The 26048-nt window shown below is 73.9% G+C and carries 21 protein-coding genes and 1 pseudogene; 11 read left to right on the forward strand and 11 right to left on the reverse strand.

The window, feature by feature from the left end; all coding sequences use genetic code 11:
• Positions 1-54 precede the first annotated feature (54 nt).
• The 8 genes from TCUR_RS25090 (at position 55) to TCUR_RS28385 (ending at position 11482) form a co-directional block, all read left to right on the forward strand.
• Positions 55-1968: a serine/threonine-protein kinase gene (locus TCUR_RS25090; protein WP_012853924.1), complete on the forward strand. Its 1914-nt coding sequence runs from the start codon at positions 55-57 to the stop codon at positions 1966-1968.
• Positions 1969-2080: 112 nt separating this feature from the next.
• Complete coding sequence (locus TCUR_RS17775; protein ID WP_012853925.1) at positions 2081-2548, forward strand: PaaI family thioesterase; 468 nt, start codon at positions 2081-2083, stop codon at positions 2546-2548.
• A gap of 65 nt (positions 2549-2613) precedes the next feature.
• The gene (gene sppA, locus TCUR_RS17780; protein ID WP_012853926.1) at positions 2614-4326 is read left to right on the forward strand and encodes a signal peptide peptidase SppA; all 1713 of its coding nucleotides are present in this window, start codon (positions 2614-2616) and stop codon (positions 4324-4326) included.
• Complete coding sequence (locus TCUR_RS17785) at positions 4311-4823, forward strand: flavin reductase family protein (RefSeq protein WP_425358360.1); 513 nt, start codon at positions 4311-4313, stop codon at positions 4821-4823. Before sppA ends, TCUR_RS17785 begins: the two co-directional genes overlap by 16 nt.
• Positions 4824-5046: 223 nt before the next feature.
• Positions 5047-7647 (forward strand): class III lanthionine synthetase LanKC, encoded by a 2601-nt coding sequence (lanKC, locus tag TCUR_RS17790; protein ID WP_012853928.1) that lies wholly within the window; start codon positions 5047-5049, stop codon positions 7645-7647.
• Entirely contained in the window at positions 7644-7772 is a 129-nt protein-coding gene (locus tag TCUR_RS26055; protein ID WP_217265424.1) for a SapB/AmfS family lanthipeptide, read from the forward strand. Before lanKC ends, TCUR_RS26055 begins: the two co-directional genes overlap by 4 nt.
• A gap of 171 nt (positions 7773-7943) precedes the next feature.
• Positions 7944-9647, forward strand: coding sequence for an ABC transporter ATP-binding protein (locus TCUR_RS17795; RefSeq protein WP_012853930.1), 1704 nt, complete (start codon positions 7944-7946; stop codon positions 9645-9647).
• Positions 9644-11482, forward strand: a complete 1839-nt coding sequence (locus TCUR_RS28385) for an ATP-binding cassette domain-containing protein (RefSeq protein WP_281055003.1) — start codon at positions 9644-9646, stop codon at positions 11480-11482. The genes TCUR_RS17795 and TCUR_RS28385 overlap by 4 nt, the downstream gene beginning before the upstream one ends.
• 90 nt (positions 11483-11572) lie before the next feature.
• On the opposite strand, the gene TCUR_RS27570 is transcribed toward TCUR_RS28385, so the two are convergent.
• The 6 genes from TCUR_RS27570 to hutH all read right to left on the reverse strand — a co-directional run bounded on the left by TCUR_RS27570 (position 11573) and on the right by hutH (position 20220).
• Positions 11573-12160, reverse strand: a complete 588-nt coding sequence (locus TCUR_RS27570) for a response regulator transcription factor (protein ID WP_052305697.1) — start codon at positions 12158-12160, stop codon at positions 11573-11575.
• 720 nt (positions 12161-12880) lie between these two features.
• Positions 12881-13999: an imidazolonepropionase gene (hutI, locus tag TCUR_RS17810; RefSeq protein ID WP_052305698.1), complete on the reverse strand. Its 1119-nt coding sequence runs from the start codon at positions 13997-13999 to the stop codon at positions 12881-12883.
• A gap of 107 nt (positions 14000-14106) precedes the next feature.
• Complete coding sequence (locus TCUR_RS17815) at positions 14107-15465, reverse strand: formimidoylglutamate deiminase (protein WP_012853934.1); 1359 nt, start codon at positions 15463-15465, stop codon at positions 14107-14109.
• A gap of 9 nt (positions 15466-15474) precedes the next feature.
• The gene (locus TCUR_RS17820) at positions 15475-16806 is read right to left on the reverse strand and encodes an allantoate amidohydrolase (protein WP_041439996.1); all 1332 of its coding nucleotides are present in this window, start codon (positions 16804-16806) and stop codon (positions 15475-15477) included.
• Positions 16803-18458, reverse strand: coding sequence for a urocanate hydratase (gene hutU, locus TCUR_RS17825; RefSeq protein ID WP_012853936.1), 1656 nt, complete (start codon positions 18456-18458; stop codon positions 16803-16805). Before hutU ends, TCUR_RS17820 begins: the two co-directional genes overlap by 4 nt.
• Before the next feature lie 217 nt (positions 18459-18675).
• Entirely contained in the window at positions 18676-20220 is a 1545-nt protein-coding gene (gene hutH / locus TCUR_RS17830; protein WP_012853937.1) for a histidine ammonia-lyase, read from the reverse strand.
• Positions 20221-20444: 224 nt separating this feature from the next.
• On the opposite strand from hutH, the pseudogene TCUR_RS25765 reads away from it, so the two are divergent.
• The 3 genes and pseudogenes from TCUR_RS25765 to TCUR_RS17840 form a co-directional block, all read left to right on the forward strand.
• Positions 20445-20783, forward strand: a pseudogene (locus TCUR_RS25765) (type II toxin-antitoxin system RelE/ParE family toxin); the annotation flags it as partial.
• Positions 20738-21037, forward strand: a complete 300-nt coding sequence (locus TCUR_RS17835; protein WP_012853938.1) for a helix-turn-helix domain-containing protein — start codon at positions 20738-20740, stop codon at positions 21035-21037. The pseudogene TCUR_RS25765 and the gene TCUR_RS17835, both read left to right, overlap by 46 nt.
• 84 nt (positions 21038-21121) lie before the next feature.
• Positions 21122-21886 carry an IclR family transcriptional regulator gene (locus tag TCUR_RS17840; protein ID WP_012853939.1) on the forward strand — a complete coding sequence of 255 codons (765 nt, stop codon included), beginning with the start codon at positions 21122-21124 and terminating at the stop codon, positions 21884-21886.
• 215 nt (positions 21887-22101) lie between these two features.
• Here the strand turns inward: TCUR_RS17840 and TCUR_RS17845 are convergent, their stop codons facing one another.
• The 5 genes from TCUR_RS17845 to TCUR_RS28390 all read right to left on the reverse strand — a co-directional run bounded on the left by TCUR_RS17845 (position 22102) and on the right by TCUR_RS28390 (position 25976).
• Positions 22102-22290: a hypothetical protein gene (locus TCUR_RS17845; RefSeq protein ID WP_012853940.1), complete on the reverse strand. Its 189-nt coding sequence runs from the start codon at positions 22288-22290 to the stop codon at positions 22102-22104.
• Positions 22291-22487: 197 nt separating this feature from the next.
• On the reverse strand, positions 22488-23120 hold the full coding sequence (locus TCUR_RS17850; RefSeq protein WP_148233052.1) for a hypothetical protein: 633 nt from the start codon (positions 23118-23120) through the stop codon (positions 22488-22490).
• A 280-nt stretch (positions 23121-23400) separates the two neighbouring features.
• Positions 23401-23829, reverse strand: a complete 429-nt coding sequence (locus tag TCUR_RS17855) for a hypothetical protein (RefSeq protein WP_012853942.1) — start codon at positions 23827-23829, stop codon at positions 23401-23403.
• A gap of 828 nt (positions 23830-24657) precedes the next feature.
• Positions 24658-25848: a methyltransferase domain-containing protein gene (locus TCUR_RS17860; protein ID WP_012853943.1), complete on the reverse strand. Its 1191-nt coding sequence runs from the start codon at positions 25846-25848 to the stop codon at positions 24658-24660.
• Positions 25845-25976, reverse strand: coding sequence for a hypothetical protein (locus tag TCUR_RS28390; protein ID WP_012853944.1), 132 nt, complete (start codon positions 25974-25976; stop codon positions 25845-25847). The genes TCUR_RS17860 and TCUR_RS28390 overlap by 4 nt, the downstream gene beginning before the upstream one ends.
• Positions 25977-26048: the final 72 nt, after the last annotated feature.

A 26048-nucleotide genomic window follows, 5' to 3' on the forward strand; every position in this document is an offset into this window, starting at 1 on the left:
CGATGCGGCCGGGCATCGGCCGGGGGTCGCTGACCGACGTGCGAGGAGATCGCCATGCCCACGCCCCTTGACGCAGGCCGAGACCCCCTCCAGATCGGCCCCTATCTGCTGCTGGAGCGGCTCGGCGAGGGCGGGCAGGGCGTGGTCTACCTGGCCGAGGCGGCAGACGGCCGCAAGGTCGCGGTCAAGACCCTCAAGCTCGAGGGCCTGTCGCCGGCCGACGACCGGGCGGCCCGCCGCCGGCTGGCCCGGGAGGTGGAGGCGGCCATGCGGGTCGACCCGTTCTGCACCGCCCAAGTGCTGGACTTCTCGGTGGAAGGGCCGCTCCCGTACGTGGTCAGCGAGTACGTCCCGGGGCCGTCGTTGCAGCAGCGGGTGGAGGAGGAGGGGCCGCTGAGCGAGGGCGGGCTCGTCCGGCTGATCATCCAGAGCGTGACCGGGCTGACCGCCATCCACAACGCCGGGATCGTGCACCGCGACCTCAAGCCGTCCAATCTGCTGCTGGGGCCGGACGGGGCGCGCGTGGTGGACTTCGGCATCGCCCGGCCGGCCGAGTCGCACACCCACACCAGGCGGCTGATCGGCACTCCCTCCTATTTCTCCCCCGAGCAGCTGCAGGGCCGTCCCGCCACCATGGCCTCGGACGTGTTCGCCTGGGCCGGGACGATGGTGTCCGCGGCGACCGGGCGGGCGCCGTTCGGGCACGCCGACTATGAGAGCCGGCTGCCGGCGCTGTTCCGGCGGATCGTGGAGGAGGAGCCCGATCTGCGCGGCGTGCCGGAGCGGGTGCTGCCGCTGCTGCGGCTGTGCCTGGACAAAGACCCCGAGCGGCGCCCGGCGGCCTGGAGCATTCTGGGGTGGCTGCTGGGTCGCAGCCCGGCCGGTTCCGACGCCCGGCCGCCGGATACGGCCCCGGCCGACAAGTTCACCCAGGAGGCCGCCAAGATTCTCGGCCGGGCGCCGCAGGATGAGCGGCCGCTGCAGCTCCCCCCGCCCGGCCCGCCGCCGGCCGGGCTGCAGGCGCCCCCGCAGGCCGAGCCCTTCCCGTTCCCCTTCGCCGGGCACGCGCAGGCTTCGCCGGAATACCGGTCCGTCCCGGCGAGCGGACACCGGGCCTCTTCGCCCGCCGGCGGCGAGGCCGCCGCTCCCGGGGGCGGGCAGAGCCCGCCGGCCGGACACGAGCCCGCACCCGACCGCGAACCGGCGTCATCGGCCGAACGCAAGCCCGCCTCCACCACGCGCATGCCGACCCCGCAGGCCGAACGCCAGCCTGCGTCCGGCGGTGAACCGGTGTCATCCGCCGAACGCGAGCCCGCCTCGCCCACCGGGAGCAACGGCGCTCCCACCGCGCGCAAGCAGACCCCGCAGGCGGGAGGCGAGCCCACCCCGTCCGGGGGCGGGAAGGTCTCATCGCGCGCTCAGGGCTCCGGCCCGTCCGGCACGCGCGGGTCCGCCTCGCCTGCGGGGGAAGAGACGGTCCCGCCCGCCGATGAGCGGACGATCCCGCCCGATGAGGATCCCGTTCCATCTCCCGAACGCCGGGAGGCGCCCAAGCCGCGGCGCAGGACGCTCGCGCTGCCGGCGGCGGCGCTCGCCGTGGCCGTGGTGGCGGGGGGCGGCTGGCTGGTGCTGCGTCCGGGAGGGGATTCCACGCCGCGCATTCCCGATCGGCTCGCCGGGACCTGGCGGGGGCCGGTCTCTGAGGGCGACGGTTTCACCAACGCCACGAACGAGGTGACGCTGTCGCTGCCGGCCGGGCAGGAGACCGGGACGCTGAGCGGCAGCCGCTGCTCGGGGATGCTGCGGGTGGACCGGGTCGACGGGGACCGGCTGTTTTTGAAGTTCACCAGCGGTCCCTGCGAGCACGGGGAGGTGCGGGTGTACCCGAGCGGCGGCGGGCTGTATTACATGCTGCACGGCGGCGGGCACGACACCGGCGACGGCACGCTCCACAGATCAGGGCCCTGAGCTGCGCTTTCATCCGCAGGCCACGGAGCGCGCGTGACCAACGACACGATGCAGCGAAATTGAATGTCGTTCTAGTATTCGGCTCGGGTTTCCGTGTGGTGGGGGGTGCTCGATGAGCGTGGAGTCGGAGCTGGAGCTGTGGAACACCCTGTCGGGGGCCGAGCTGATCAAAGCGATAGGCGAGGGCAGGTTCCCGCAGCTCACTCCGATCAACGACCACATCGGGCAGCGGGTCGTCGACGCCGAGCACGGCCGGGTGGAGCTGGCCTGGAGCCCGGAGGAGAAGCTGTGCAACCCCGGCGGCACCGTGCACGGCGGCTACATCGCGATGATCCTCGACAACGCCGTCTGCCTGGCCGCCTCCAGCACCTGCGAGTACTTCCTGCCGATGCTCACGCTCAGCCTGAGCGTGGACTACGTGCGTCCGGTCCAGGCCGGGCGGACCTACCGCGTCGAGGGCCGGTGCGTGCACCCGGGCCGCACCCGGATGCTGTCCACCGCCGCCGTCACCGACGCCGACGGCAAGCTGCTGGCCCAGGCCACCGCGAGCGTCGTCCCCAACCAGGCGTTCGTCCGCTGAGGTCCCGGCCGCTGCCAGCCGGAGGAGACTGCGGCCCCGGCGGGGAGAACGCATAGGCTGGGCCCATGGTGGAACCCGGCAAAATCGTCAGCATCGTCAAGCAGGCGCGCGACCGGCGCACGGCCCCGCTGGTCCTGGAGCTCGATCTGGCCGACGGGATCGTGGAGGCCGCCCCGGCCGACCCGCTGTCGGCCCTGCTGTCGATGCGCCGCACCCACCTGCGGGACGTGCTGGACGGGCTGCGCAAGGCCCGCGGCGACGCCCGGGTCCGCGCCCTGATCGTCAGGGTCGGCGGGACGATCGGGCTGGCCATGGCCCAGGAGCTGCGCGATGCGGTGACCGCGCTGCGGCAGGCCGGCAAGCTCACCGTGGCCTGGAGCGAGACCTTCGGCGAGGGCCGCCAGGGCAACGTCCCCTACTACCTGGCGTCCGCCTTCGACCGGGTCTACCTGCAGCCGACCGGCGAGGTCGGGCTGACCGGCGTGGCGCTGGAGGAGCCGTTCCTGCGGGGCGCCCTGGAGAAGGCCGGCATCGAGCCGCGCTTCGCCGCCCGCCACGAATACAAGACCGTGGCCAACATGTTCATGGAACGGGCCTACACCCCCGAGCACCGGGAATCCTCCCAGCGCCTGGTGGACTCGGCGGGCCGGCAGCTGGCCGAGGGCATCGCCCAAGGACGCGGGCTGACCGTGGAGCGGGTCCGGGAGCTGATCGACCGCGGGCCGCTGCTGGCCGCCGAGGCCCTGGAGGCCGGGCTGGTGGACCGGCTGGCCTACCGCGACGAGGTGTACGCCGAGGTGCGCGAGAAGGTCGGCGGCCCGGACGGCCGGGTGCAGCTGCGCTACGTCTCCCGCTACAACCGCACCCACGGGCTGGCCGAGCACCTGCCCCAGCCGGGCCGCCAGGACGCGGTCGCGCTGATCAACGGGCTGGGCCCGATCCGGCTGGGCCGCAGCGGCCGGGGCGGGCCGCTGCCGTCGCAGGGCCCGGCGATGGGCTCGGACACCATCGGGGCGGCCTTCCGCGCCGCGGTCCGCGACGAGCGGATCAAGGCCATCGTGTTCCGCGTCAACAGCCCCGGCGGCTCGGCGGTGGCCTCCGACGCCATCTGGCGGGAGGTCGTGCTGGCCCGGCGGGCGGGCAAGCCGGTGATCGTGTCGATGGGCGACGTGGCCGCCTCCGGCGGCTACTACGTGGCGATGGCGGCCGATGTGATCGTGGCCCAGCCCGGCACCATCACCGGCTCGATCGGCGTGGTGACCGGCAAGGCGGTCCTCAGCGGGCTGCTGGAGCGCATCGGCGTGGGCATGGGCAGCGTGACCGACGGGGAGCACGCCCTGATGTACAGCGCCATCAAGGACTTCAGCCCGTCCGAATGGGAGCGGATCAACGCCTCCCTGGATCACATCTACGAGAACTTCACCGCCAAGGTCGCCGAGGGCCGCGGCCTGAGCCGCCGGCGGGTGGAGGAGCTGGCCCGGGGCCGGGTGTGGACCGGCGCCGACGCCAAGGAGCACGGCCTGGTCGACGAGCTGGGCGGCCTGGAGCTGGCGCTGGAGCTGGCCCGCAAGAAGGCCGGGCTGCCCGCCGACGCCCCGGTCCGCACCTTCCCGCACCTCGGCCCGCTGGAGCGGCTGCGCCCGGCCGAATCCAGCGAGGACCGCGCCGCGGCGAGCGCGCGCTTTGACGGCTGGGGCTCGCTGGCCTCGCTGGCCGCGCGGCTGGGCCTGCCGGCCGCCGGGCCGCTGACCCTGCCGGGCAGCTGGGAGATCCGCTGACCGGGCAGGCCCCTCCCGGGCCGGCGCCCGGGGAGTTCACCGACGCGCTCGCCGGGTTCGCCACCGGCGTGGCGGTGCTGACCGTCCGCGACGGACGCGACGACCTGGGCGCCACCATCACCTCGTTCATGTCGGTGTCGCTGGAGCCGCCGCTGGTGGCGGCGAGCGTGATGGCGAGCTCTTACCTGGCCGAGGTGCTCGGCCGGCGGGACCGGTGGGCCGTCACCGTGCTCAGCGCCGGGCAGCGGGCGCTGGCCGGGCGTTTCGCGGCGGCGGGCCGCCCCAGCGCCCGGCTGCTGCTGGCCGGCGAAGCGCACCACCGCGGCCCGCTGAGCGGCGCCCTGATCGCCGAGGAGGGGATGGCCGCGCTGGAGTGCCGGACCGTCGAGCGCGTCCCGGCCGGCGACCACCTGCTGGTGGTGGCCGAGGTGCCGGCGGTCGACTACGTGCGCTCCGATCTTTCCCCGCTGATCAGGGTCCGCCGCCGCTATCTGTGACCGGTTTTCTGCACGCTGCGTGACGCCGGCCGCCATGAAAGATCACGACATATCACGCCAAGACGCCGCCGGCCGCCCGTAAACATCACCGAGCGCGAACTCCTCTCACAGGCCGGCCATTAATCATTCACAGCATATTCGTTACATCGGGTACTAGCAGGCGACCGCCCGATCTGCCAATCTCTTTCACGGAACACCTCAGCCCCCCGAAAGAGGATTCACGGTGGATCAGCGGTACGAACTCTTTTGCCTCGCGGATCGTTTTTTCTATGACGCTCCGAAGGTCACCGAGGCGGCCGAGTTCGACATCGCCCGCCGGCCTCTCCCCGAGGGCTGGACCCAGCTCCGCGACGGGGAATGGACGAACTACGAGCCGCCGGTGAACCGGATTCCCCTGCAGGGCTGGAAAATCCACGTCTCCGGCTGCGCGGAAAGCGCCGAGACCATCCTGGACCGGGTCTGGGATTACTGTGTGCCGCGCGGAATTCCGTTCAAGCACCTGCGCGGCCCGGCCACTTTGCACCTGCGGAACGCCAAATACGCGCCGCGGGGCTCCAGCGGCAAGCTGGTCACCGTCTACCCGGCCGATGAAGAGGAGCTGGAGCAGATCCTCAGCGAGCTGGGCCCGCGGCTGGCCGGGCTGCCCGGCCCCTACATCCTCAGCGACCTGCGCATCGGCGACGGGCCCCTGTATGTGCGCTACGGCGGCTTCGCCCGCCGCCAGTGCGTGGACGAACGCGGCGAGCTGGTGCCGGCGATGGAGAACGACAAGGGCGAGCTGGTGCCCGACCGGCGCGGCCCGGTTTTCACCGTCCCCGACTGGGTGACCGTGCCCGCCTGCCTGCGGCCGCACCTGGCCGCCCGGGCCGCCACGACCACCGCCGGCCTGCCCTACCGGATCGAGGCGGCGCTGCACTTCTCCAACGGCGGAGGCGTGTACGCGGGCATCGACACCCGCACCGGCGCGCAAGTCGTCCTCAAGGAGGCCCGCCCGCATGCGGGGCTGGCCGCCGACGGCGCCGACGCGGTGACCCGGCTCCGGCACGAGCGGGACATGCTGCAGCGGCTGGCCGGCATCGACGGCGTGCCCGCCGTGCTGGACCACTTCACCCTCGGCGAGCACCACTTCCTGGTGCTGGAGCGCATCGAAGGACGCGCCCTCAACACCTTCTTCGCCGAGCGCCACCCGCTGCTGGACCCCGAACCCGACCCCGGCAAGATCGCCGACTACACCGCCTGGGCGCTGCGCGTCCACGCCGGCGTCGAGCGGCTGATCGACGCCATCCACGCCCGCGGCATCGTCTACAACGACCTGCACATGTTCAACATCATGGTGCGGCCGGACGAGACGGTGGCGCTGATCGACTTCGAGGCGGCCGCGCCGCTGGCCGAACGTTCCCGGCAGACCCTGGCCAACCCCGCCTTCCAGGCCCCGCCGGGCCGCTACGGCGCCGACGTGGACCGCTACAGCCTGGCCTGCCTGCGCCTTGCCCTGTTCCTGCCGCTGACCACGCTGCTGGTGCAGGACCGGCACAAGGCCTGGGAGCTGGCCGAGGCGATCGCCGAGCACTTCCCGGTGCCGCGCGGTTTCCTGCGCGAGGCCGCCCGGGAGATCACCCGGGACCTGCCGCCCCGTCCCGCCTCCGCCGCGCCGCGCTTCACCCCCGACGAGCCCGGCTGGTTGCAGGCCCGCGCCGCGCTGGGCCGCGCCATCTGCGCCGCCGCCACGCCCGAGCGCGACGACCGGCTCTTCCCCGGCGACATCGCCCAGTTCTCCGGGGCCGCGCTGGGCATGGCGCACGGCGCCGCCGGCGTGCTGTACGCGCTGGAGGCGACCGGGCTCGGCTGCGACCCCCGCCATGTGCAGTGGCTGGCCGACCACGCCGCCGACCCGCCCCGGGGCAGCGGGCTGGGCTTTTACGACGGACTGCTGGGCGCCGCCTACATGCTGGCCCGGCTCGGCCGCACCGACGCCGCCCTGCAGGCGGCCTCGCGCAGCCTGGGAGAACGGTGGGAACGCCTCGGTCTGGACCTGTACGGCGGGCTGCCGGGGTATGCGCTGGTGCTGCGCCACCTGGCGGACGTCACCGGCGAAGAGGCGCTGCGCCGGGCCGCATGGCGGGCCGCCGAGCTGGTGATGTCGCGGATGGAGGAGCTGAAGCGCAACAGGCCGGGGCTGCTGTACGGCGGCGCCGGGGTGGCGCTGATGTTCCTGCGGCTGCACGAGTGCACCGGCGAGAGCGAGCTGCTGGCGCACGCCGCCGCCGCGCTCCGCCACGACCTGTCGGCCTGCCGCACCACCCGCAACGGCTCCCTGCAGCTCGATGACGGCTCCCGGCTGCTGCCCTACCTCGACCACGGCAGCGTCGGCATCGGCCTGGTCATCGACGAGTACCTGGCCGTCAGCCCCGACGATGCGGCCGCCGCCGAGTTCGCCAAGGCGCGCGAGGGCATCCGCCTGGCGGCCAAGTCCCGCTACTACGCCCAGCCGAGCCTGCTGCGGGGCCGCGCCGGGATGCTGCTCTACCTCAGCCGGCAGGACCCCGCCGACCCGGCGGTGGCCCACCACGTCCGCAGCCTCGCCTGGCACGCCATCCCGTACGCCGACGGGCTGGCCTTCCCCGGCGAGCAGCTCTACCGGCTGTCTTGCGACCTGTCCACCGGCACCGCCGGCGTCCTGCTGGCGCTCGGCGCCGCACTGGCCGACACCCCGGTGGACCTGCCGTTCCTGCGGGCCCGCACGCACCGCCCGGCGGGAGCGGCCGACAGACCCCCCGTGCGAACCCCCACGGGGTCCACTTCGACCCGGTCTGAAAGGAGGTGACGGAGACAATGGCGATGCTCGACCTTCAGGGAATGACCCCCGAGTACGGCGGCGGTGACCTCAGCAGCGCGAGCCTGCTGCTGTGCGACAAGTTCAGCGCCTTCAGCACCCTGCTGTGCCTCTGATCGCTGATATTGCGGTGGCCGCGGGAGCCTTGCCCTCGCCTGTGGGCGGTGGCCGGCCCCGCGGCCATCGCGCCTTTTAAGCCCGGTGAGCGGGCCGACGCGCATCCCGCCCGCTCCGGGAAGCGCGGCCGGTCCCCGTGAACCACCGCCCCGCTTCACCCAGGCGGCGGGATGAAGCCGCCATCCCTGGAGGAGTCCATGTCCCCGATCGACGCCGCAGCCGACCGGCTGCTGCTGCGCACCGCCCGGCGCGGCGGCGGCTGGACCGCGGTGCTGGCGTCGGCCGCGCTGGCGGACGCGGCCGGCGCCGTGCTGCTGCCCGCCGCGCTCGGCCGGGCCGTGGACGAGGTGCTGGCCCCGGGACCGTCCGGCGGCGCCGTCTGGGCGTGCACCGCGCTGATCGCGCTCTCGGCCGTCGCCGCAGTGGCGGCGGAACCGGCCCGGGGCGGCGCCACCGCGCGTGCGACGGCCTGGCTGCGGCATGCGCTCGTGCGCCGCGTGCTGGCGGTGGGCCCCGCCGGCCGGTTCGACCCCGGGGACCTGACCAGCCGGATCGTGGGGGGCGCCGCCGAGGCCGGGACCGCCCCGGCGGCCGCGGTGCAGGCCGTGGCGGCGGTGCTGCCGCCGGTGGGGGCGGTGGTGGCGCTGACGCTGATCGACTGGCGGATCGCGGCGGCGCTGGCGCTGGCGATGCCGCTGCCGGTGCTGGTGCTGCGCGCGTTCATGCGGGACGTCAGCGGCGGCGTGCGGCGGTATCTGGACGTCCAGGGCGTGATAGCGGCCCGGCTGGCGGAGGCGCTGCGGGGGTTCCGCACGATCGCCGCCGCGGGCACCGCCGACCGGGAGCTGCACCGCATCCTGCAGCCGCTGGGCCGGCTGCGGCGCGAGGGAGAGACGATCTGGCGGGTGCACGGCCTGATCGGGGCGCGCGGGCTGCTGTCGGTGCTGCTGCTGCAGCTGGCGGTGCTGACGGCGGCCGGGCTGGAGCTGGCCGCGGGCCGAATCAGCGTGGGCGAGCTGGTGGCCGCCGCGCAGTACGCCACGCTGGCCGGCGGGCTGGGCCCGCTCACCGCGCAGGTGGGGCGGATCGCCCGGGCGCGGGGGGCCGCCGCGCGGGCCGCCGAGATCATGGCGCGTCCCGCCGTCGGCTACGGCGAGCGGGAGCTGCCGCCGGGGCCGGGCACCTTGGAGCTGCGCGGGGTGAGCGCGGCCGGGGTGCTCAAGGAGATCGACCTGGTGGTGCCGGGCGGGACGGCGGTGGCGGTGGTCGGACGGTCCGGGTCGGGCAAGTCGCTGCTGGCGGCGCTGGCCGGGCGGCTGACCGACCCCGATAGCGGCCAGGTGCTGCTGGACGGCGTCCCGCTGCCGGAGCTGAGCCGCACGGCGCTGCGCGACGCGGTCGCCTACGCCTTCGCCCGCCCCCACCTGTTCGGCGAAACGGTGCTGGAGGCGGTGGGCTTCGGGCTGCGCCGGCCCCATGCGGCGGCCCTGCAGCGGGCGGCGGTCACCGCCTGCGCCGACCCGTTCATCCGGCGCCTGCCGTCCGGATACGCCACGCCCCTGGCCGACACCCCCCTGTCGGGCGGCCAGGCCCAGCGGCTGGGGCTGGCCCGCGCGTTCGCCCGCGGCGGGCGGCTGCTGATCCTCGACGACGCCACCTCCAGCCTGGACACCGTCACCGAGCAGCAGATCGGCCGCGCCCTGTTCGGCGCGGCGGCCGGGTGCACCCGCCTGATCACCGCCCATCGCGCCGCCACCGCGGCCCGCGCCGACTCGGTGGTGTGGCTGGAGGGCGGCGCCATCCGCGCCCAGGGCTCCCATGCCGAGCTGTGGCGCGACCCCGACTACCGGGCCGTCTTCGGAGAACGCGCATGAACGCAGCCGACCGCAGGACCCGGCGGATGTCGCGGGTCCTGACGCGCACCCTCGTCTCCATCCTCCGGCGGCGGCCCCGGGCGGTGCTGCGCCTGGCGGCCTGGTCGCTGGCCGAGGTGGCGCCCACTCTGCTGATGGGGCTGGCCGTCGCCCACGCGGTGGACGCCTTTCAGGCCGGCCGCACCGGGCGGGCGCTGGCCTGGCTGGGGACGCTGGCGCTGGCCGGGCCGCTGGGGGCGTTCGGCTGTCACCGGCTGTATGCGGCGCTGGCGGCGCTCGTCGAGCCGCTGCGGGACGAGCTGGTGCGCACCGTGGTGGCGGGGGCGCTGCGCGCACCGGACGGGCGGCACGGCACGGGCGCGGTGGCCCGGCTGACCCACCAGGTGGAGATCGTCCGGGACACCTTCGCCGGGCTGCTGATGGTGGTGCGCGGGTTCGTCTTCAGCGTGGTGGCGGCGTCGGCGGGGCTGCTGGCCCTGGCCCCGGTCATGCTGGCGCTGGTGGTGCCGCCGCTGCTGGCCGGCCTGGCGTTGTTCTGCCTGGCCGTGCCGGCGGCGGCGGCGCGGCAGCGGGAGCTGATCGTCGGCGAGGAGCGCCTGGCGGAGGCGACCGCCGCGCTGGCCGAGGGCCTGCGCGATGTGACGGCCTGCGGCGCCGAGGAGCAGATCGCCGCCCGGGCCGGCGAGCGGGTCGACGCCCAAGCGGCGGCGACGCGGGCGCTGGCCCGCCTGGCCGGGGTGCGCGAGGCCGCGCTGGCGCTGGGCGGCTGGCTGCCGGTGCTGCTGATCTTGGCTTTCGCTCCCTGGCTGAGCCGGCAGGGCGTCACCGCGGGCGCGATCGCCGGGGCGGTCACTTATGTGCTGCAAGGGCTGCGGCCGGCGTTGAGCGGCCTGATCTCGGGGGTGGGCGGCGGCGGTCTGCGCCTGGCGGTCACCTTGACCCGCATTCTGGAGGCCGCCGCGTCTGAGGACCGGCCGGGGATCATGCCCGCCCTTCCCGCGAAGACCGCCGCGGCCGTCCCGGCAGAGGGCGTCCGGCCGGTGCGGAAGGCGCCGGTCGGTGCGGTCGCGGCCCTGGGCGAGGGGACGGCGGGCGGCTTTCGCCCGGAAACCGCCTCGCCGACGCTCGCGGGCGCCGGCGAGGCGGCGGGCGGGGTCGAGGTGCGGCTGGCGGGGGTCCGCTTCGCCTACGGCGAGCACGCCGAACCGGTGATCGACGGGCTGGACCTGGTGGTGCCCGCGGGGGGGCACCTGGCGGTGGTGGGGCCCAGCGGCATCGGCAAGTCGACGCTGGCGGCGCTCATCGCCGGGCTGCTGGAGCCGGTGGCGGGGACGGTCCTGGTGGGCGGCCGGCCGCCGGGGGATGCGCGGCTGCGGACGCTGATCCCGCAGGAGGCGTACGTGTTCCACGGGACGCTGCATGAGAACCTGACCTATCTGGCGCCCTGGGCCGACGATGAGGCGGTGCGGCACGCGGTGGACGTCATCGGGCTGTCGCCGCTGGTCCAGCGGCTGGGCGGGTACGGCGCCCAGGTCGATCCGGCGGCGCTGTCGGCGGGGGAACGCCAGCTCATCGCGCTGGGCCGGGCCTACCTGGCCCGGGCGCCGCTGACCGTGCTGGATGAGGCGACCTGCCATCTGGATCCGGCCGCCGAGGCGCGGGCGGAGCTGGCCTTCGCCCGCGGCCCCGGCACCCTGATCGTGATCGCGCACCGGATGACCTCGGCGCGGCGGGCCCGCCGCATCCTGCTGCTGGACGGCACCGGCGTCTGGCAGGGCGGGCATGAGGAGCTGCTGCGCACGTCCGCGCCTTACCGGAGCCTGCTGGGGCGCTGAGTCTTCGGCGGGGCTCCCTTGAGTTGCCCGCCCGGGGAACCGTCCGTTCGTCCCTTGCCGCGGCTTTGATCCGTGGGAGCGTCCGCCGGGTCACAGCCAGCCGGCGGATTCGGCGATCCGGATGGCGTGCACCCGGTTGCGGGCGCCGATCTTGCGGTTGATCCGGGACAGGTGGTTGCGGACGGTGCCGATGGTCAGCACCAGCGTGTCGGCGATCTGGGCGACCGAGGCCCCTTCTCCGGCCAGTCTCAGCACCTCCAGTTCCCGGGGGGTCAGCGGGCTGTCGGCGGCGGCCAGTTCGGCGAACGCCAGGTCGGCGTCGATGACGCGCTCGCCGGCCGCCACCCGCCGCAGCGATCCGGCCAGCGTGTCCGGCGAGGTGCCCTTGAGCAGGAACCCGGCGGCGCCCACCGCGGCGGCCCGGCGCAGGTCGCCGGGGCGGGCCCGGTCGGCCATCAGCACCGCGGCGCAGTCGGGCACCTCCTGGCGCAGCATCCCGGTCAGGGCGAAGGTGTGGCTGTGGGCGCCTTCCATCCCTAGCAGCGCTATGTCGGGGGCGGCCTTTCTGGCCATCGGGACAAGCTGCTCGGCGTTATCAACGGCACCGACCACCATAAAGTCGGTCTGACCATCCAAAAGTGCGACAATTCCCCCGCGCAGCAGCGACAGTTCCTCCATGACCAAGACCCGGATCACGGTCGCCTCCCCTGATCAGAACTGAGCGGCAGAAGTGAGCATGGCGCGGCAAAGGGGGTGCCCACTTGAAAGACGATGCGGTCATAGCCTGTGCGGTTGGCTTAATGGCGGGTGTACGCCGGTGAGGGGCGCGGCAACGCGACATGGGCCGACGGCATCCTTCACCCCCCGATCGTCACCCGGACCGCGCTTGCTGACAGCGCCGGCGACCAACCAACACATAGCGTGAGTGAATAGTATCCACGCGTCAAGCGAGGTGTAGGCAATATTTCACTATCTGCTCATGCGAAACCCGCTATCCAGCCGATGGCATGGCGCCAAGCTCGGCCATCGTCCATTCATCGACCCTGATTCGGGTCGGCCGTAAATCCGTGCGCACCACCGGTGCGCCCTTCGCCGGGCCGGTGCGCAGGCCCGGGCGGCAGGGGGCCGCCACGGAAAGCGGGGAGCCGCCAGGGCGTGTCAGGCGCGGCCGGAACGCCGGCTCGGGGCACCTATTCGGTAACCGAGCGTGTATAAGCCCTCGATGGCCGAACCCCTGCCGCAAACCCGTTCCACTCCTGCCGGAGCGGCGCCATATACCGAGGTCATCGCCGCCTTCGAGGATTTGCCGCCCGGCTTGCCCACTGCTTTGGCACCGACCGGGAACTACGCCATTTAGTCACTCTGTGTAGCAAGAGAAATCAGCGGGACGTCCCTGCGTCAGAGTTCGAGGCGTTCCCCGTCTTTCCAGACGGCCATGACCAGCGGGACACCCGGCCGGTAGGCCAGATGAAGGTGCGAGGGGGCGTCCAGCACCACCGCGTCCGCCCGCGCCCCCACGCCGAGCCGGCCCACATCGTCGCGGCGCAGCGCCCGCGCCCCGCCCGCGGTGGCCGACCACACCGCCTCGGCGGGGGTCATCCGCATCTCCCGCACCGCCAGCGCGATGCAGAACGGCATGCTGGAGGTGTAGCAGGAGCCGGGGTTGCAGTCGGTGGCCAGCGCCACCGTGACCCCCGCGTCGATCAGCCGCCGCGCGTCCGGGTAGGGCTGCCGGGTGGCGAACTCCACCCCCGGCAGCAGCGTCGCCACCGTCTGCGAGCCCGCCAGCGCCGCCACGTCCGCATCGGTCAGGAACGTGCAGTGGTCGGCCGAGGCCGCCCCGTACTCCACCGCCAGCGCCACCCCGGGTCCGTGCCCGAGCTGGTTGGCGTGCAGCCGGGGGATGAGCCCGGCCCTGATCCCCGCCTCCAGCACCGTGCGCGTCTGATCCGCATCGAACGCCCCGTCCTCGCAGAACACGTCGATCCACCGGGCGTGCGGGGCGCAGGCCGCCAGCATCTGCGACGCCACCAGGCGCACGTACCCGTCGGGGTCGCCGGCGTACTCCGGCGGCACCACGTGCGCCCCCAGGAAGGTGACCTCGTCGGTCACCTCGGCGGCCAGCCGGACCGAGCGTTCCTCGTCGGCGACGGTCAGCCCGTACCCCGACTTGCACTCCACCGTGGTGGTCCCCTGCCGGGCCATCTCGGCGACCAGCCGCCGCAGCCCGGCCCGCAGCTGCGCGTCGGTGGCCCGCCGCGTGTCGGCCACGGTCCGCCGGATCCCGCCCGCCGTATAGGGCCGCCCGCTCATCCGCGCCGCGAACTCCTCGGCCCGCTCCCCGGCGAACACCAGGTGCGCGTGCGAGTCCACGAACCCCGGCAGCACCGCCCGCCCCGCCGCGTCGTACCGCTCGTCGGCCGCGGGCGCCCGCCCGGCGGCCCCCACCCAGGCCACCCGGCCCGCCTCCAGCACCAGCGCCGCGTCCCGGACGATCCCCAGCGGCCCCTCCCCCATCCCGGGCTCGTTGGTGACCAGCTCACCGATGTCGTCGATCACCGTGCTCACCGAATCTGTCCTCTCCGCGGTCGGGACGGCTGCTTGGGGTCGCGGGCCGAACGGGGTCACGCTCTGCTGTCCGGGGCGGTCAGGTCGGTGATGGCGGCCTGCAGGGCCGCGGGGGCGTCGGGGATCAGCAGGTGGCGGCCGTCGGAGACGACGGTGCGGCCGGAGATGACCACGTGGCGGATGTCGGCGGCGGTGGCGGCGAAGACGGCCGTTTCGGCGGCGTGGCCGGGGGTGCAGCCGGCGGTGCGGACGGTGTCCAGGGCGATGGTGACCAGGTCGGCGTAGGCGCCGGGTTCCAGGCGGCCGGCCTCGGGCCAGCCCAGGGCGGCATGCCCGTTCCAGGTGGCGGCGGCCAGCAGCGCCCCGGCCGGCCAGTGGCCGCGGCGGCGGGTGCGCAGCCGCTCGTGCAGTTCCAGGGCGCGGGCCTCTTCCAGCAGGTCGATGACGGCGTGCTGGTCGGAGCCCAGGCACAGTTCGGCGCCGGCGTCGGCCAGGGCGCGGGCCGGGCCGATGCCGTCGGCCAGGTCCCGTTCGGTGGTGGGGCACAGGCACACCCCGGTCATGGTGGCGCCGAGCAGGGCGATGTCGGTCTCGTCCAGGTGGGTGGCGTGGACGGCGACGGTCAGCGGGCCCAGCGCGCCGCTTTCGGCCAGCAGCCGGGTGGGGCTCATGCCGTAGGCCTCCCGGCAGGCCCGGTTCTCGGCGGGCTGCTCCGACAGGTGGACGTGCAGCGGCAACCGGTGCTCGGCGGCCCAGGCGGCGACCGCCTGGATCTGCTCGCGCGGCACCGCCCGCACCGAGTGGACGGCGGCGCCGAGCCGGGCGTGCGGATGGGCGTCCTTGCCGAGGGTTTCGCGCAGCGCCTCGACGCGGCGCTGCCAGTTGCCCGCCGTCCCGTCGCCGAACCGCAGCTGGGTGCCCTGCAGGGGGCGGCGGATGCCGCCGGTCAGGTAGCAGGCGTCCAGCAGCGTGATGCGGATGCCGGCGTCGGCGGCGGCGTCGATCAGCGCCCGGCCCATGGCGTTGGGGTCGTCGTAGGGGGCGCCGCCGGGCCGGTGGTGCAGGTAGTGGAACTCGCCGACGACGCTGATGCCGGCCAGCGCCATCTCCGCGTAGACGGCCCGGGCCAGTCGCCGGTAGGAGGCGGGGTCCAGGCGGTCGGCGACGGCGTACATCTGCTCGCGCCAGGTCCAAAAGTCGCCGCGTCCGGCGTGCGAGCGGCCCCGCAGCACCCGGTGGAAGGCGTGGGAGTGGGCGTTGGCCAGCCCGGGCAGGGTGAGGCCGGGCAGGCGCTCGGCGTCCGGCGGCGCCGCGACCCCGGGGACGACGGCGGTGAACCGTTCCCCCTCGGCTTCGATGAGCACGTCGGCGGCCACTCCGTCTCCGAGCCAGGCGAGCTCGGCATGCCAGCGCATGTCAGTCCTTTACCCGTCGGCGAGATTTTTGAGCACCGCCGTCAGCGCCGCCACGCCCGCCAGGCAGTCGTCCATCGCGGCGTGCTCGGCGGGGGCGTGGGACACCCCGGTCGGGTTGCGCACGAACAGCATCGCGGTGGGGAGGCAGGCGGCCAGCACGCCCGCGTCGTGCCCGGCGCCGGTGGGCAGGACGGGGACGCGTCCGGGGCGGGCCGCGGCCTTGGGAGCGCCCGGCGCCGAGGCGGATTCTGAGGGTTCTGCGGGGTTGCCCGGTGCGGGACCGCACCCTGAAACGGTGAGCTCCTCCCCCGTGCCCGGTTCTCGGGAGACGCCCGGGACCTGTTCCAGGACGCCGGCGATGCGGTCGCGCAGGGCGTGGTCGAACTCCACGAGCGGGGTGCAGGACTCCCGGGTGAGCTCGACGATCACGCCGTGTTCGGCCGCCGCGCGGCGGGCGGTCTCGGCGGTCTGGGCGACGATGCGCTCGACGGCCTCGGCGGTGGGTCCCCGGGCGTCCAGCCAGGCGGTGACCGCCGAAGGGATGGCGTTGACGCCGCCGGGGACGACGGTGACCTTGCCGACCGTGGCGACGCCGCCGGCCGCGGCGGCGCCGCGCCGGGCGGCCAGGACGGCGTGGGCGAAGGGCAGCATCGGGTCGCGCCGGTCGCGCAGCCGGGTGGTGCCGGCGTGGTTCCCCTGGCCGGTGAAGTCCAGCCGCCAGCGGCCGTGCGGGATGATCGCGCTCGCCACGCCCACCGGGGCCTGCAGCGCCCGGCCCTGTTCGATGTGCAGTTCCACGAAGCAGCCGATCCGGGCGAGCAGCCCCTCGTCCGGTCCAATGGCGGCGGGGTCGAGGCCGTGGGCGGCGATGACCTCGGCGAACGCGCGGCCGTCGGCGTCGCGCAGGCCGCGGGCGTCCGCGGGGTCGATGGCGCCGGTCAGCAGACGCGACCCCAGGCAGGCGACGCCGAAGCGGGAGCCTTCCTCCTCGGCGAAGACCGCCACGCCGATCGGCCGCCGGGGCGCAAAGCCCTCGGCGCGCAGCCGGTCGATGGCGGCCAGCGCCGACACCACTCCCAGCGGCCCGTCGAACGCGCCGCCGCCGGGCACCGAGTCCAGGTGCGAGCCGGTCAGCACCGCCGGCCCGCGGCCGGCCCGCCACCAGGCGAACAGGTTGCCGTTGGCGTCGGCCTCGACCGTCAGGCCGCGCCGCCGGGCCTGGTCGGTGAACCAGGCCCGGCATTCCAGTTCCGGCGCCGTCCAGGCGATCCGCCGGTAACCGCCGGTGGTCTCGTCCCGGCCGATGGGCAGCAGCTCCGCCCACATCTCCGTGAAGCTCATCGCTCCGCCATGGGGATGCAGACGCCGCGTTCGGCGGCGACCTGAGCGGCGCGGGGGTATCCGGCGTCGGCGTGGCGCATCACGCCGGTGCCGGGGTCGTTGGTCAGGACGCGGGCCAGTTTCTCGGCGGCCAGCGGGGTGCCGTCGGCCACGCACACCTGGCCGGCGTGCACCGAGCGGCCGATGCCGACGCCGCCGCCGTGGTGGATCGACACCCAGGACGCGCCGGAGGCGGTGTTGAGGAGGGCGTTGAGCAGCGGCCAGTCGGCGATGGCGTCGGAGCCGTCGGCCATCGCTTCGGTCTCCCGGTAGGGACTGGCCACGCTGCCGGCGTCCAGGTGGTCGCGGCCCAGCACGATGGGCGCGCTGATCTCGCCGCGGGCCACCAGGTCGTTGAAGACCGCCCCGGCCTTGTCGCGTTCTCCGTAGCCGAGCCAGCAGATCCGCGCGGGCAGCCCTTGGAAGCGCACCTTCTCCCCGGCCGTGCGGATCCAGCGGACCAGCGGCTCGTTGTCGGGGAACAGCTCGCAGATCGCCCGGTCGGTGCGGGCGATGTCGGCGGGGTCGCCCGACAGCGCCGCCCAGCGGAACGGGCCTTTTCCCTCGCAGAACAGCGGGCGGATGTAGGCGGGCACGAAGCCGGGGAAGTCGAAGGCCCGCTCGCAGCCGCCCAGCTTGGCCTCGCCGCGAAGGGAGTTGCCGTAGTCGAAGACCTCGGCTCCGGCGTCGTGGAAGCCGACCATGGCGTCCACGTGGACGGCCATGGACTCGCGGGCGCGGCGGATGAAGCCGGCCGGGTCCTTGTCGCGTTCGGCGGCCATGTCTTCGAAGGCGATGCCGAGCGGCAGGTAGGTCAGCGGGTCGTGGGCGGAGGTCTGGTCGGTGACGATGTCGACGGGGGCGCCTTGGCGCAGCAGCCTCGGCACCACGTCGGCGGCGTTGCCGAGCACCCCGATCGACAGCGGCCGCCGCCTCTCCTTGGCCTGTTCGGCCAGGCGCAGCGCCTCGTCCAGGTCGTCGACGCGCACATCGCAGTAGCCGTGCGCGACGCGGCGGTCGATGCGGGACGGGTCGCACTCCACGCACAGGGCCACCCCGCCGTTCATGGTGACGGCCAGCGGCTGGGCGCCGCCCATGCCGCCCAGCCCGGCGGTCAGGGTGAGGGTCCCGGCCAGCGACCCGCCGAACCGTTTGGCGGCCACGGCGGCGAACGTCTCGTAGGTGCCCTGCAGGATGCCCTGGGTGCCGATGTAGATCCACGACCCGGCGGTCATCTGCCCGTACATGGTCAGCCCGGCCGCCTCCAGCCGGCGGAACTCCTCCCAGGTGGCCCACTGCGGCACCAGGTTGGAGTTGGCGATCAGCACGCGCGGCGCCCACTCGTGGGTGCGGAAGATCCCCACGGGTTTGCCGGACTGCACCAGCAGCGTCTCGTCCCCTTCCAGGTCCCGCAGGGAGCGCACGAGCGCGTCGAAGGCGTCCCAGTTGCGGGCGGCGCGGCCGGTGCCGCCGTAGACGACCAGCTCCTCGGGGTGCTCGGCCACGTCGGGGTCGAGGTTGTTCATCAGCATCCGCAGCGCGGCCTCCTGCGGCCACCCCTTGGCGGTCAGCGACGTGCCGCGCGGGGCGCGGACGGTACGAGGACCGGACATCGTCTTCTCCTTAAGGGATCAGTCGGCTCGGGCATCCGCCGCTTGAGGGCCGTTCCTTGGCACGGGCCTGATCCGGTCGGCCTGCGACGGCCAAGGTGATCCACTCCGGCGGAACGCACCTGCCGGGATCGACCCCGGCACCGTGCGGGACGGCCGCAGGGCCGCACCCGGCGGCGAGTGGTGCGAGGCCGGCTCCGGCATGGGCGTCCTCCTTGCGTCAGGCGAGCGGGCCGGTGACGCGTTCGGCGGCGGCGCGCAGGGTGCCGTCGCGGACCAGACGGACGGCGTGGTCGATCTCGGGGGCCAGGTGGCGGTCGGGGCCGGGCGGGCCGACGTGCTCGCGCAGCGCGGCGACCACGGCGGCGGTGGCGGGGGCGGGGCGCAGCGGGGCGCGCAGGTCCAGAGCGCGGGCGGCGGTGAGGATCTCGATGGCCAGCACCCGGGTCAACCCGTCGAGGGCGCGGCGCAGCTTGCGGGCGGCGCTCCAGCCCATCGACACGTGGTCCTCCTGCATGGCCGAGCTGGGCAGGGAGTCCACCGAGGCGGGCACGGCCAGCCGTTTGAGCTCGGAGACGATGGCGGCCTGGGTGTACTGGGCGATCATGTGGCCGGAGTCCACGCCGGGGTCGTCGGCCAGGAACGCCGGCAGGCCGTGGGAGCGGGCCCGGTCCAGCATCCGGTCGGTGCGCCGCTCGGACATGGATGCCACGTCGGCCACCGGGATGGCCAGGAAGTCCAGCACGTAGGCCAGGGGGGCGCCGTGGAAGTTGCCGTTGGACTCCACCCGTCCGTCCGGCAGCACCACGGGGTTGTCGATGGCGGAGGCCAGTTCCCGGGAGGCCACCTGTTCGGCGTGCGCCAAGGTGTCCCGGGCGGCCCCGTTGACCTGGGGGGAGCAGCGCAGCGAGTAGGCGTCCTGGACGCGGGTGCAGTCCGGCCCGCGGTGCGACTCCATGATCGCCGACCCGGCCAGCAGGGCCCGCAGGTTGGCGGCGGAGGCGGCCTGGCCGGGGTGGGGGCGCAGTTGCTGCAGCTCGGCGGCGAACACCCGGTCGGTGCCCAGCAGCGCCTCCACGCTCATCGCCGCGGCGATGTCCGCGCAGACCAGCAGCCGCCGCAGGTCGCAGGCGGCCAGCACCAGCATGCCGAGCATCCCGTCGGTGCCGTTGATCAGCGCCAGCCCTTCTTTGGCGCCCAGCGTCACCGGTGGGATGTCCGCTTCGGCCAGGGCCTGGGCGGCGGGTTTGCGCCTCCCGGCGGCGTCCCGGACCTCGCCTTCGCCGATGAGCGCCAGCGCCACGTGCGACAGCGGGGCCAGGTCGCCGGAGCAGCCCAGGCTGCCGTACTCGTGGACGATGGGGGTGATGCCCGCGTTCAGCAGGGCGGCCAGGGTCTGCGCGGTGACCGGCTGGACGCCGGAGTGCCCGCTGGCCAGGGTGCGCAGCCGCAGCAGCATCATGGCCCGCACCACCTCCCGCTCCACCTCCGGGCCGGACCCGGCGGCGTGCGAGCGGACGATGTTGAGCTGCAGTTGCCTGCGCAGCTCGGGCGGGATGTGCCGGGTGGCCAGCGCCCCGAACCCGGTGGAGACGCCGTAGACGGGGGTGGGCCGGGCGCTCAGCTCTTCGACGTGCGCGCGGGCCGCGGCGATGCGCTCCAGGGCCCGCTCGGTGAGGGTGACCGGCGCGTCCTCCCGCGCCACCGCCACCACCTGGTCGAACGTCAACGGCTCGGGCCCGACCTGGACGCCCTTGTCCCCCATGAGGCTGCTCATACCCCTATTGGAGCGGCCGACCGGCCCGTCCCGAAGAGCCCCCGAGGCCGATGTGTCTCGGATACGAGACAACTGGCGGCCGCCCAGGCCTCGATGAATCTCACCTTTGCCGATTCACGGGACGCATCCCTTGCCCTCCTTATAACGTCCGTGTTATGGCCTGGGGAGAGGTTGAGCTGGAACCCGAGGTGGACGAGTAGTTCGACACGCTTGATCAGGCCGACCAGGAGACGGCCGCCTTCTACATCGATCTGCTGGCCGAGCGCGGAGTGCTGCCAGGCGAGCCGTACACTCGGCGGCTGCGCGGCAAGTTAAGGGAACTCAGGTTCCACCTGAACTGTCAATCGGCGCGGATAACCTGCTGGATTGCGCCGGGTAGGCGGATCATCTTGCTGACAGTGTTCCGCAAGCAGCGGATGCGCGAAGTCGCCGAGGTCGAGCGGGCGTGGCGGGCCATGCAGCGGTGTATCGCCGAGGAGCACACGGCGGACGAGGAGCGAGCGACATGGGCGAGCGCAGGGCATGGGCCGACAAGCGGGCCGAGATCATGAGCCGTCCGGGCGCCGGGGCCGCCCACGAGGCCGCGCGGATCAGGTTCCAGCTGGGGGAGGCCGTGCGGCTGCGTCGCGAAGAGCTCGGCTTGACTCAGGCGCAGCTCGCCGAGCGGGCGGGGCTCAAGCAGCCGGCTGTGGCCCGGTTCGAGGCGGGCGGCACGATGCCCACGATTCCGATGCTGGAGCGTCTCGCCGAGGCGTTGGAGATGCGGTTGAGCATCCGGTTCCAGCCGCTGCGCAAGGCGAGCTGATCGTCCGGGCACAGGCGATCCGACCCGCGGACCGGCGGTGGCGAACCCGGCGCCAAAGCGCCTCGGATACCGGACACTGGGCAGATGGGGCAGGTTCCGGCGGCGCGGCGGGCGTTGGCGGTGCTGCGGTTGCTGGCGTCGGCGGCCGGGCCCATGCCGGCCTCGGCGGTGGCGCGGGAGCTGGGGATACCGCGGTCATCGGCCTACCACCTGCTGAACGAGATGGCCGCCGAGGGTTTTGTGACCCATCTGCCGGAGGAGCGGCTGTGGGGGTTGGGCGTGGCGGCCTTCGAGATCGGCTCGGCCTATTTGCGGCAGGGGCCGCTGGAGCGGCTGGCCCGGCTGCCGTTGCGCCGCCTGGTGGACCGGACGGGTGAGATCGCCCAGTTGGGCGTGCTGCACGGGGCCGAGACCCTGTACCTGCTCAAGGAGCAGCCGCCCCGGCATCACACCTTGGTGACGGACGTGGGCGTGCGCATGCCCGCCCACCTGACCGCCAGCGGCCGTTCGATGCTGGCCCGCCTGCCCGCCGCCCAGGTCCGCGCCCTGTTCTCCGGCCCGCTGGTCACCCGCACCGGCCGCGGCCCCACCACCTTGCGCGAGCTGCGCCGCGTGCTGGCCGAGGACGCCCGCCGCGGCTGGTCGGTGGAGGACGGCCTGATCACCGAGGGTTTCGCCAGCATCGCCGCCTGCGTGGTGGACCACACCGCCCACCCGGCCGCCGCCGTCACCCTCACCTTCCGCCGCGCAGACCGTCCCGAGGAGACCTGGCCGGACCTGGCCGCCCGCGTCCAGGCCACCGCCGCCGAGATCACCCGCCGCCTCGGCGGCCGGAACGCCCGCCCTTGAACGCATGGCCTGTGTCCTGTGCGGTGGACGAGCCGCACGGCACCAGGCCATGGGGAACGGACCGTCCCGGGAGGGCCGCGGTCCCTTGGGGCGCCGAGCCGACCCGCCGCCGGGTGAGCGTGAATTCCGTGTTCATCAGGTGGGCCGGCATGCCGCCCGGTCCGAAGAGCGGTCGGGGGCACCGGCCACGTGGTTCGCCGGAGGCCTCTCGGCGTTCAATGGGCTCCGCCGGACAGCAGAGCCTCGGAGAACCCGCAGTCTCCGAAGCGGCGGGAGCACTGGTCGGCGTCTTGGGAGAGATCCTCGTCCATGTCGGCGAACCGGATCGGCGGCCAGGTGACAACGTCGCCTTCGGCATCGCGGCAGCCCGCTTTCCCTTCCCGGCCGCGCCGCTGCGCCTTCACCCGCGCCTCCTCCTCAGAGCCGCGTGGAGCAGGACGACCCCCGGCAAAGGCCCACCCGCTCCGGGTGCCTGATGCGCCAGAACGGCGCGGCAGGGGCGAAGCTCTTCACTTCGGCATGGCCGCCGCGTCGCCCGTCTCTCAGGCCCTCCGCCGTGCAACGGCTCCCACGGCGCCTCGGATTTCCCCGGTCCCCTGCGTCAGCGCCGGCGGCGTCCGGCGTAGAACATCGCCGCGGCGGTCAGGACGAACAAACCGGCGGTGATCGACATCTCGACGTCGGTGCCCGTCTGGCCGGGGCCGTCCGGCAGGCGCGGCTTCAGCAGGCCCAGCGGGTCCTTGCGGAGGGTGACCTGCCGGCCCTCGGGGAATTGGCCGAAGCAGTTCTGCTGCTGGGAGAGCTCGTGCACGGTGCGGTCGCCGGTGGTCTCGGCCACCGTGCAGAACAGGTTGTCGCTGCCCGGCCCCGACCCGGCGGGCTCCTGCTCGCCGTCGCGGACTTTCAGGACGACCGCGGGGGCCGGTTCGCCCAGTTGCTCCATGTAGAGGTCGTACAGGCCGGGACCGGCGAAAAGCGTCAGCGCCAGGCCGCTGCAGCAGACCAGCAGGGCGGCCCCGCCGCGTCTCCAGACGTGCCCGGCCCGCACCGCGGCGACCGCGAGCGTCCCCAGCGCCAGCGCGACGCCCACGAAGATGAAACCGGACGGGTACTGGGCCACCCAACCCGCCAGCGTGAACATCAAGGGGACGGCCAGTGCCCACAGCAGGGAGCCGAGCGTCCGCCGAGGCGGGGTCTCCTGGCCGGGGGGTGAGTGCTCTCCTGACGACATCACGGCGGTTTTCCACTCGTCTGTTTGCTCCCGGCCCGTCCTGGACGCGCCGGGAAGGTCAGCCTATCCCCGGGCCGGTCGCCCGTCCGCAGCCACCACCGGGTGACGGCGGTGGCTGCGGACGCCCGCGCCGGCGGGGTCAGCGCCCTTTTTCAACACACGGCCCAGGGCACCGGGGACGAGGGCCCCGGCAATGCCCGCTGCCGTGACGTTCCAGGTCACGGCAGCGTTCCCGGCTGCGACGCCGCAGTCTCGACCAGAGGGGACGGCGTGCGGAAAAGGGTCAGTTCACCCGCTTCAGGCTGTCGATCATGCCGCCCCACGCCGGGCCCTCCCAGGTGATGACGAGGGAGGTGCCGTCAGAGTCGAGCTCCAGGGTTCCGCGCTTGCGACGGGCGTCCGGCTCGGCGCAGTCCAGGGTGAGGAGCGGCTTGGGGGAGCCGACGCCGGCGATGGTGCCGGGGCAGGCCAGCTGCCCGGTCGTCTCGGCGGTCGTGCCGGTGATCGTGAGGGTGGCGATCGGGCTGTCGTTGATCGGCTTCCACGTCCCGTCCAGGCCGCCGGACCGCTGCTGCGTCGCCGGAGCGGTCGTGGCGGGAGCGGCCGCGGCCGGCGAGGACGCCTGGGCCTGCTGCTCTCCGCCGTCACCGCCGCAGCCGGACAACAGTCCGGCGGCCAGCCCGAGGACTACGACACCCAGTGGTGCGCGCATGAACGCGCCTTCCTTTCCTGATCGCCTTTCTTGTTCGCCGTTGAGCCTTCTCGGCGAAAGCCAACGAGCACACCAGGGTAAAGCGCGCGCCGGGGAACGTTCCGGGAAACGGGGCGAAGAGGCGCGCGGGCGGACGCGTCGGCATGTGCCTTCGGAGACCGCACCGTCCAAGGGGCCGGCGGTGCGTATGAGACCGTCACACCCGAGCAGGCTTGGAGGTCAGGGCACGCGGGTAGCGGGTGGCCGGGAGGTCACATGCCCGGGCGGGCAAGAAGATCCACCGGACCAAGCGGCGGCGGACAGCACCCGACCAAACCTCCCAAGACGGCGAGCGCTTGCTGAACACCCACGACCCAAGGCCGAGGCAAGAGCCTGGACGCCCCGAAGATGAGCGACAGCCAGGACTCAAAGGTCAAGGCACGCAGGGCACAACAGCGGGGGTTCACATGCCTGGACGAGCGGGGTGTTGCAGATCTGCGCGGCCGGGTGCCGGCAGACTGCGCTGACCAGGCCCATTGAGAAGACGGCGGGGCCCGGTGCACGCCCACACCGGACCTCACGTCCCTGAAGCAATGCAAGACCTGGACGTCCGAGGAGGAGCGACGGTCGGGCACCAGAGGTCAGGGCGTGCAGGTCGCGTGTGGGTGGGCAAGGGACTTGGAGGTCGGCCTGGCCGGCGGACGGGCCGGTCAAGCCTCCCGGGGCGGCAAGGGGCTGCTGGATGCCTGCGATCCAGGAGCGGGACAAATGGAGCCGTTTCCCGTGCCGAGGCGCAGCCGGTGAAGCGAGACCATGAAACCGGCCCGGCCGGCCAGAGGGGACAGGTCATCAGACGGCCGGTGAACCGCCCGGCAGCGGCCGGTCGGGCTCATCCAGCCAGACGTACTGGCCGGCCGGTGTGACGGTGAGGCCGAACCGGTCCCGGCCGGGACGTCCCCAGCCGACCCAGCGGAAGTAGGCGTCGGTGACTTCCTGCCACAGCCGCCGCGGCCCCGCCTGGTAGACCAGATGCTCACGCCGTCCGGGGCGGTGCTCGACGCGGGCCCAGCTCGTTGCGGCGGCATCGGCGAGCAGGAGGCAGAACCTGCCGTCGCCGGTGGTCGAGTCGGCGCCGAGCACATCGGGCAGCAGTCCGGCGATCGCGATGTCGGCGCCGCAGGAGTCCTGGGCGACGGCGCGGGGGTCGACCGGCGTCGTCTCCTCCCAGATCGCCGAGCTCGCCGGTTCGGCGAGGCCGCCGCTGCGCTGGGAGCGCAGCATCATGTAGGAGGCCGGGCCGCCGAGGCGGCCGATGGCGCGGCCGTCCCCGGTGACGGTCAGGCGGGCCTTGTAGCCGCCGAGGTATTCGGGCATCCACGGCAGGACGATCGTCCCGCCGGGACGGGTCTGCTCCACCCACGCATACGGGACCGTGGTGACACCGCAGGTGACGTGCACCTGATCGTAAGGGGCGCCCTCGGCCCAGCCGGCGGCGCCGTCGGCGACGACCAGGCGGGGACGTGCTCCCGCGGCCTCCAGGTTGACCTTCGCCTGTTCGGCCACCTGCTCGTCCACCTCGATGGACACGACCCGGCCGTCGCCGAGCCGGGCCGACAGCAGAGCGGCGGTCCAGCCGGGCCCGGTGCCGACGTCGAGGACGCGTTCGTGGTCACGCGGCGCCAGCAGCTCCAGGAACGCGATGACCGCGCCGGGCGCCGACAGGGAGGAGGTCCAGGCCCCTTCCCCGGTGCCCGGATCACCATGACCGTCGTTGACCTGGGTGACGATCGCCGCGTCCGCATAGGCGGCCCGCAGCCACTGGTCAGGGTCGCGGGTGCGGTCGATGCCGTAGGGAGCACCCGGGCCGTCCGGGACGCACCAGGCCCGGTCGGGGACGAACAGATGCCGGGGCACCTGCAGCAGCAGGTGCCGCCACTCGGGGCGGGTGAGGTCACCGCAGGCGGCCAAGCGGTCGGCGAGCGCCGCCGCCAGCTCGGCCGCCTGCCGGTGGGTGGGCAGGAGGCGCGGCGCGGCGGTCACTTGGCACCGCCGCCGCTGCCGCCGCTGCCGCGGCTGCCTTTGCCGCCGGTGTTGTCACTGTCGTCTCGTTCCGGCGGGATCGGGCGATCGGGGCGGTGCCGGTCTCCGGTGTTGTCGTGCTTGCCCACGGGGTTTCTCCTTCCGCGCGCCCTCCATGGTGGTGACCGCCCTCACCCGCGTCAACACTCACAGTGACAATC

Source organism: Thermomonospora curvata DSM 43183 (genome assembly GCF_000024385.1).
Lineage (GTDB): Bacteria > Actinomycetota > Actinomycetes > Streptosporangiales > Streptosporangiaceae > Thermomonospora > Thermomonospora curvata.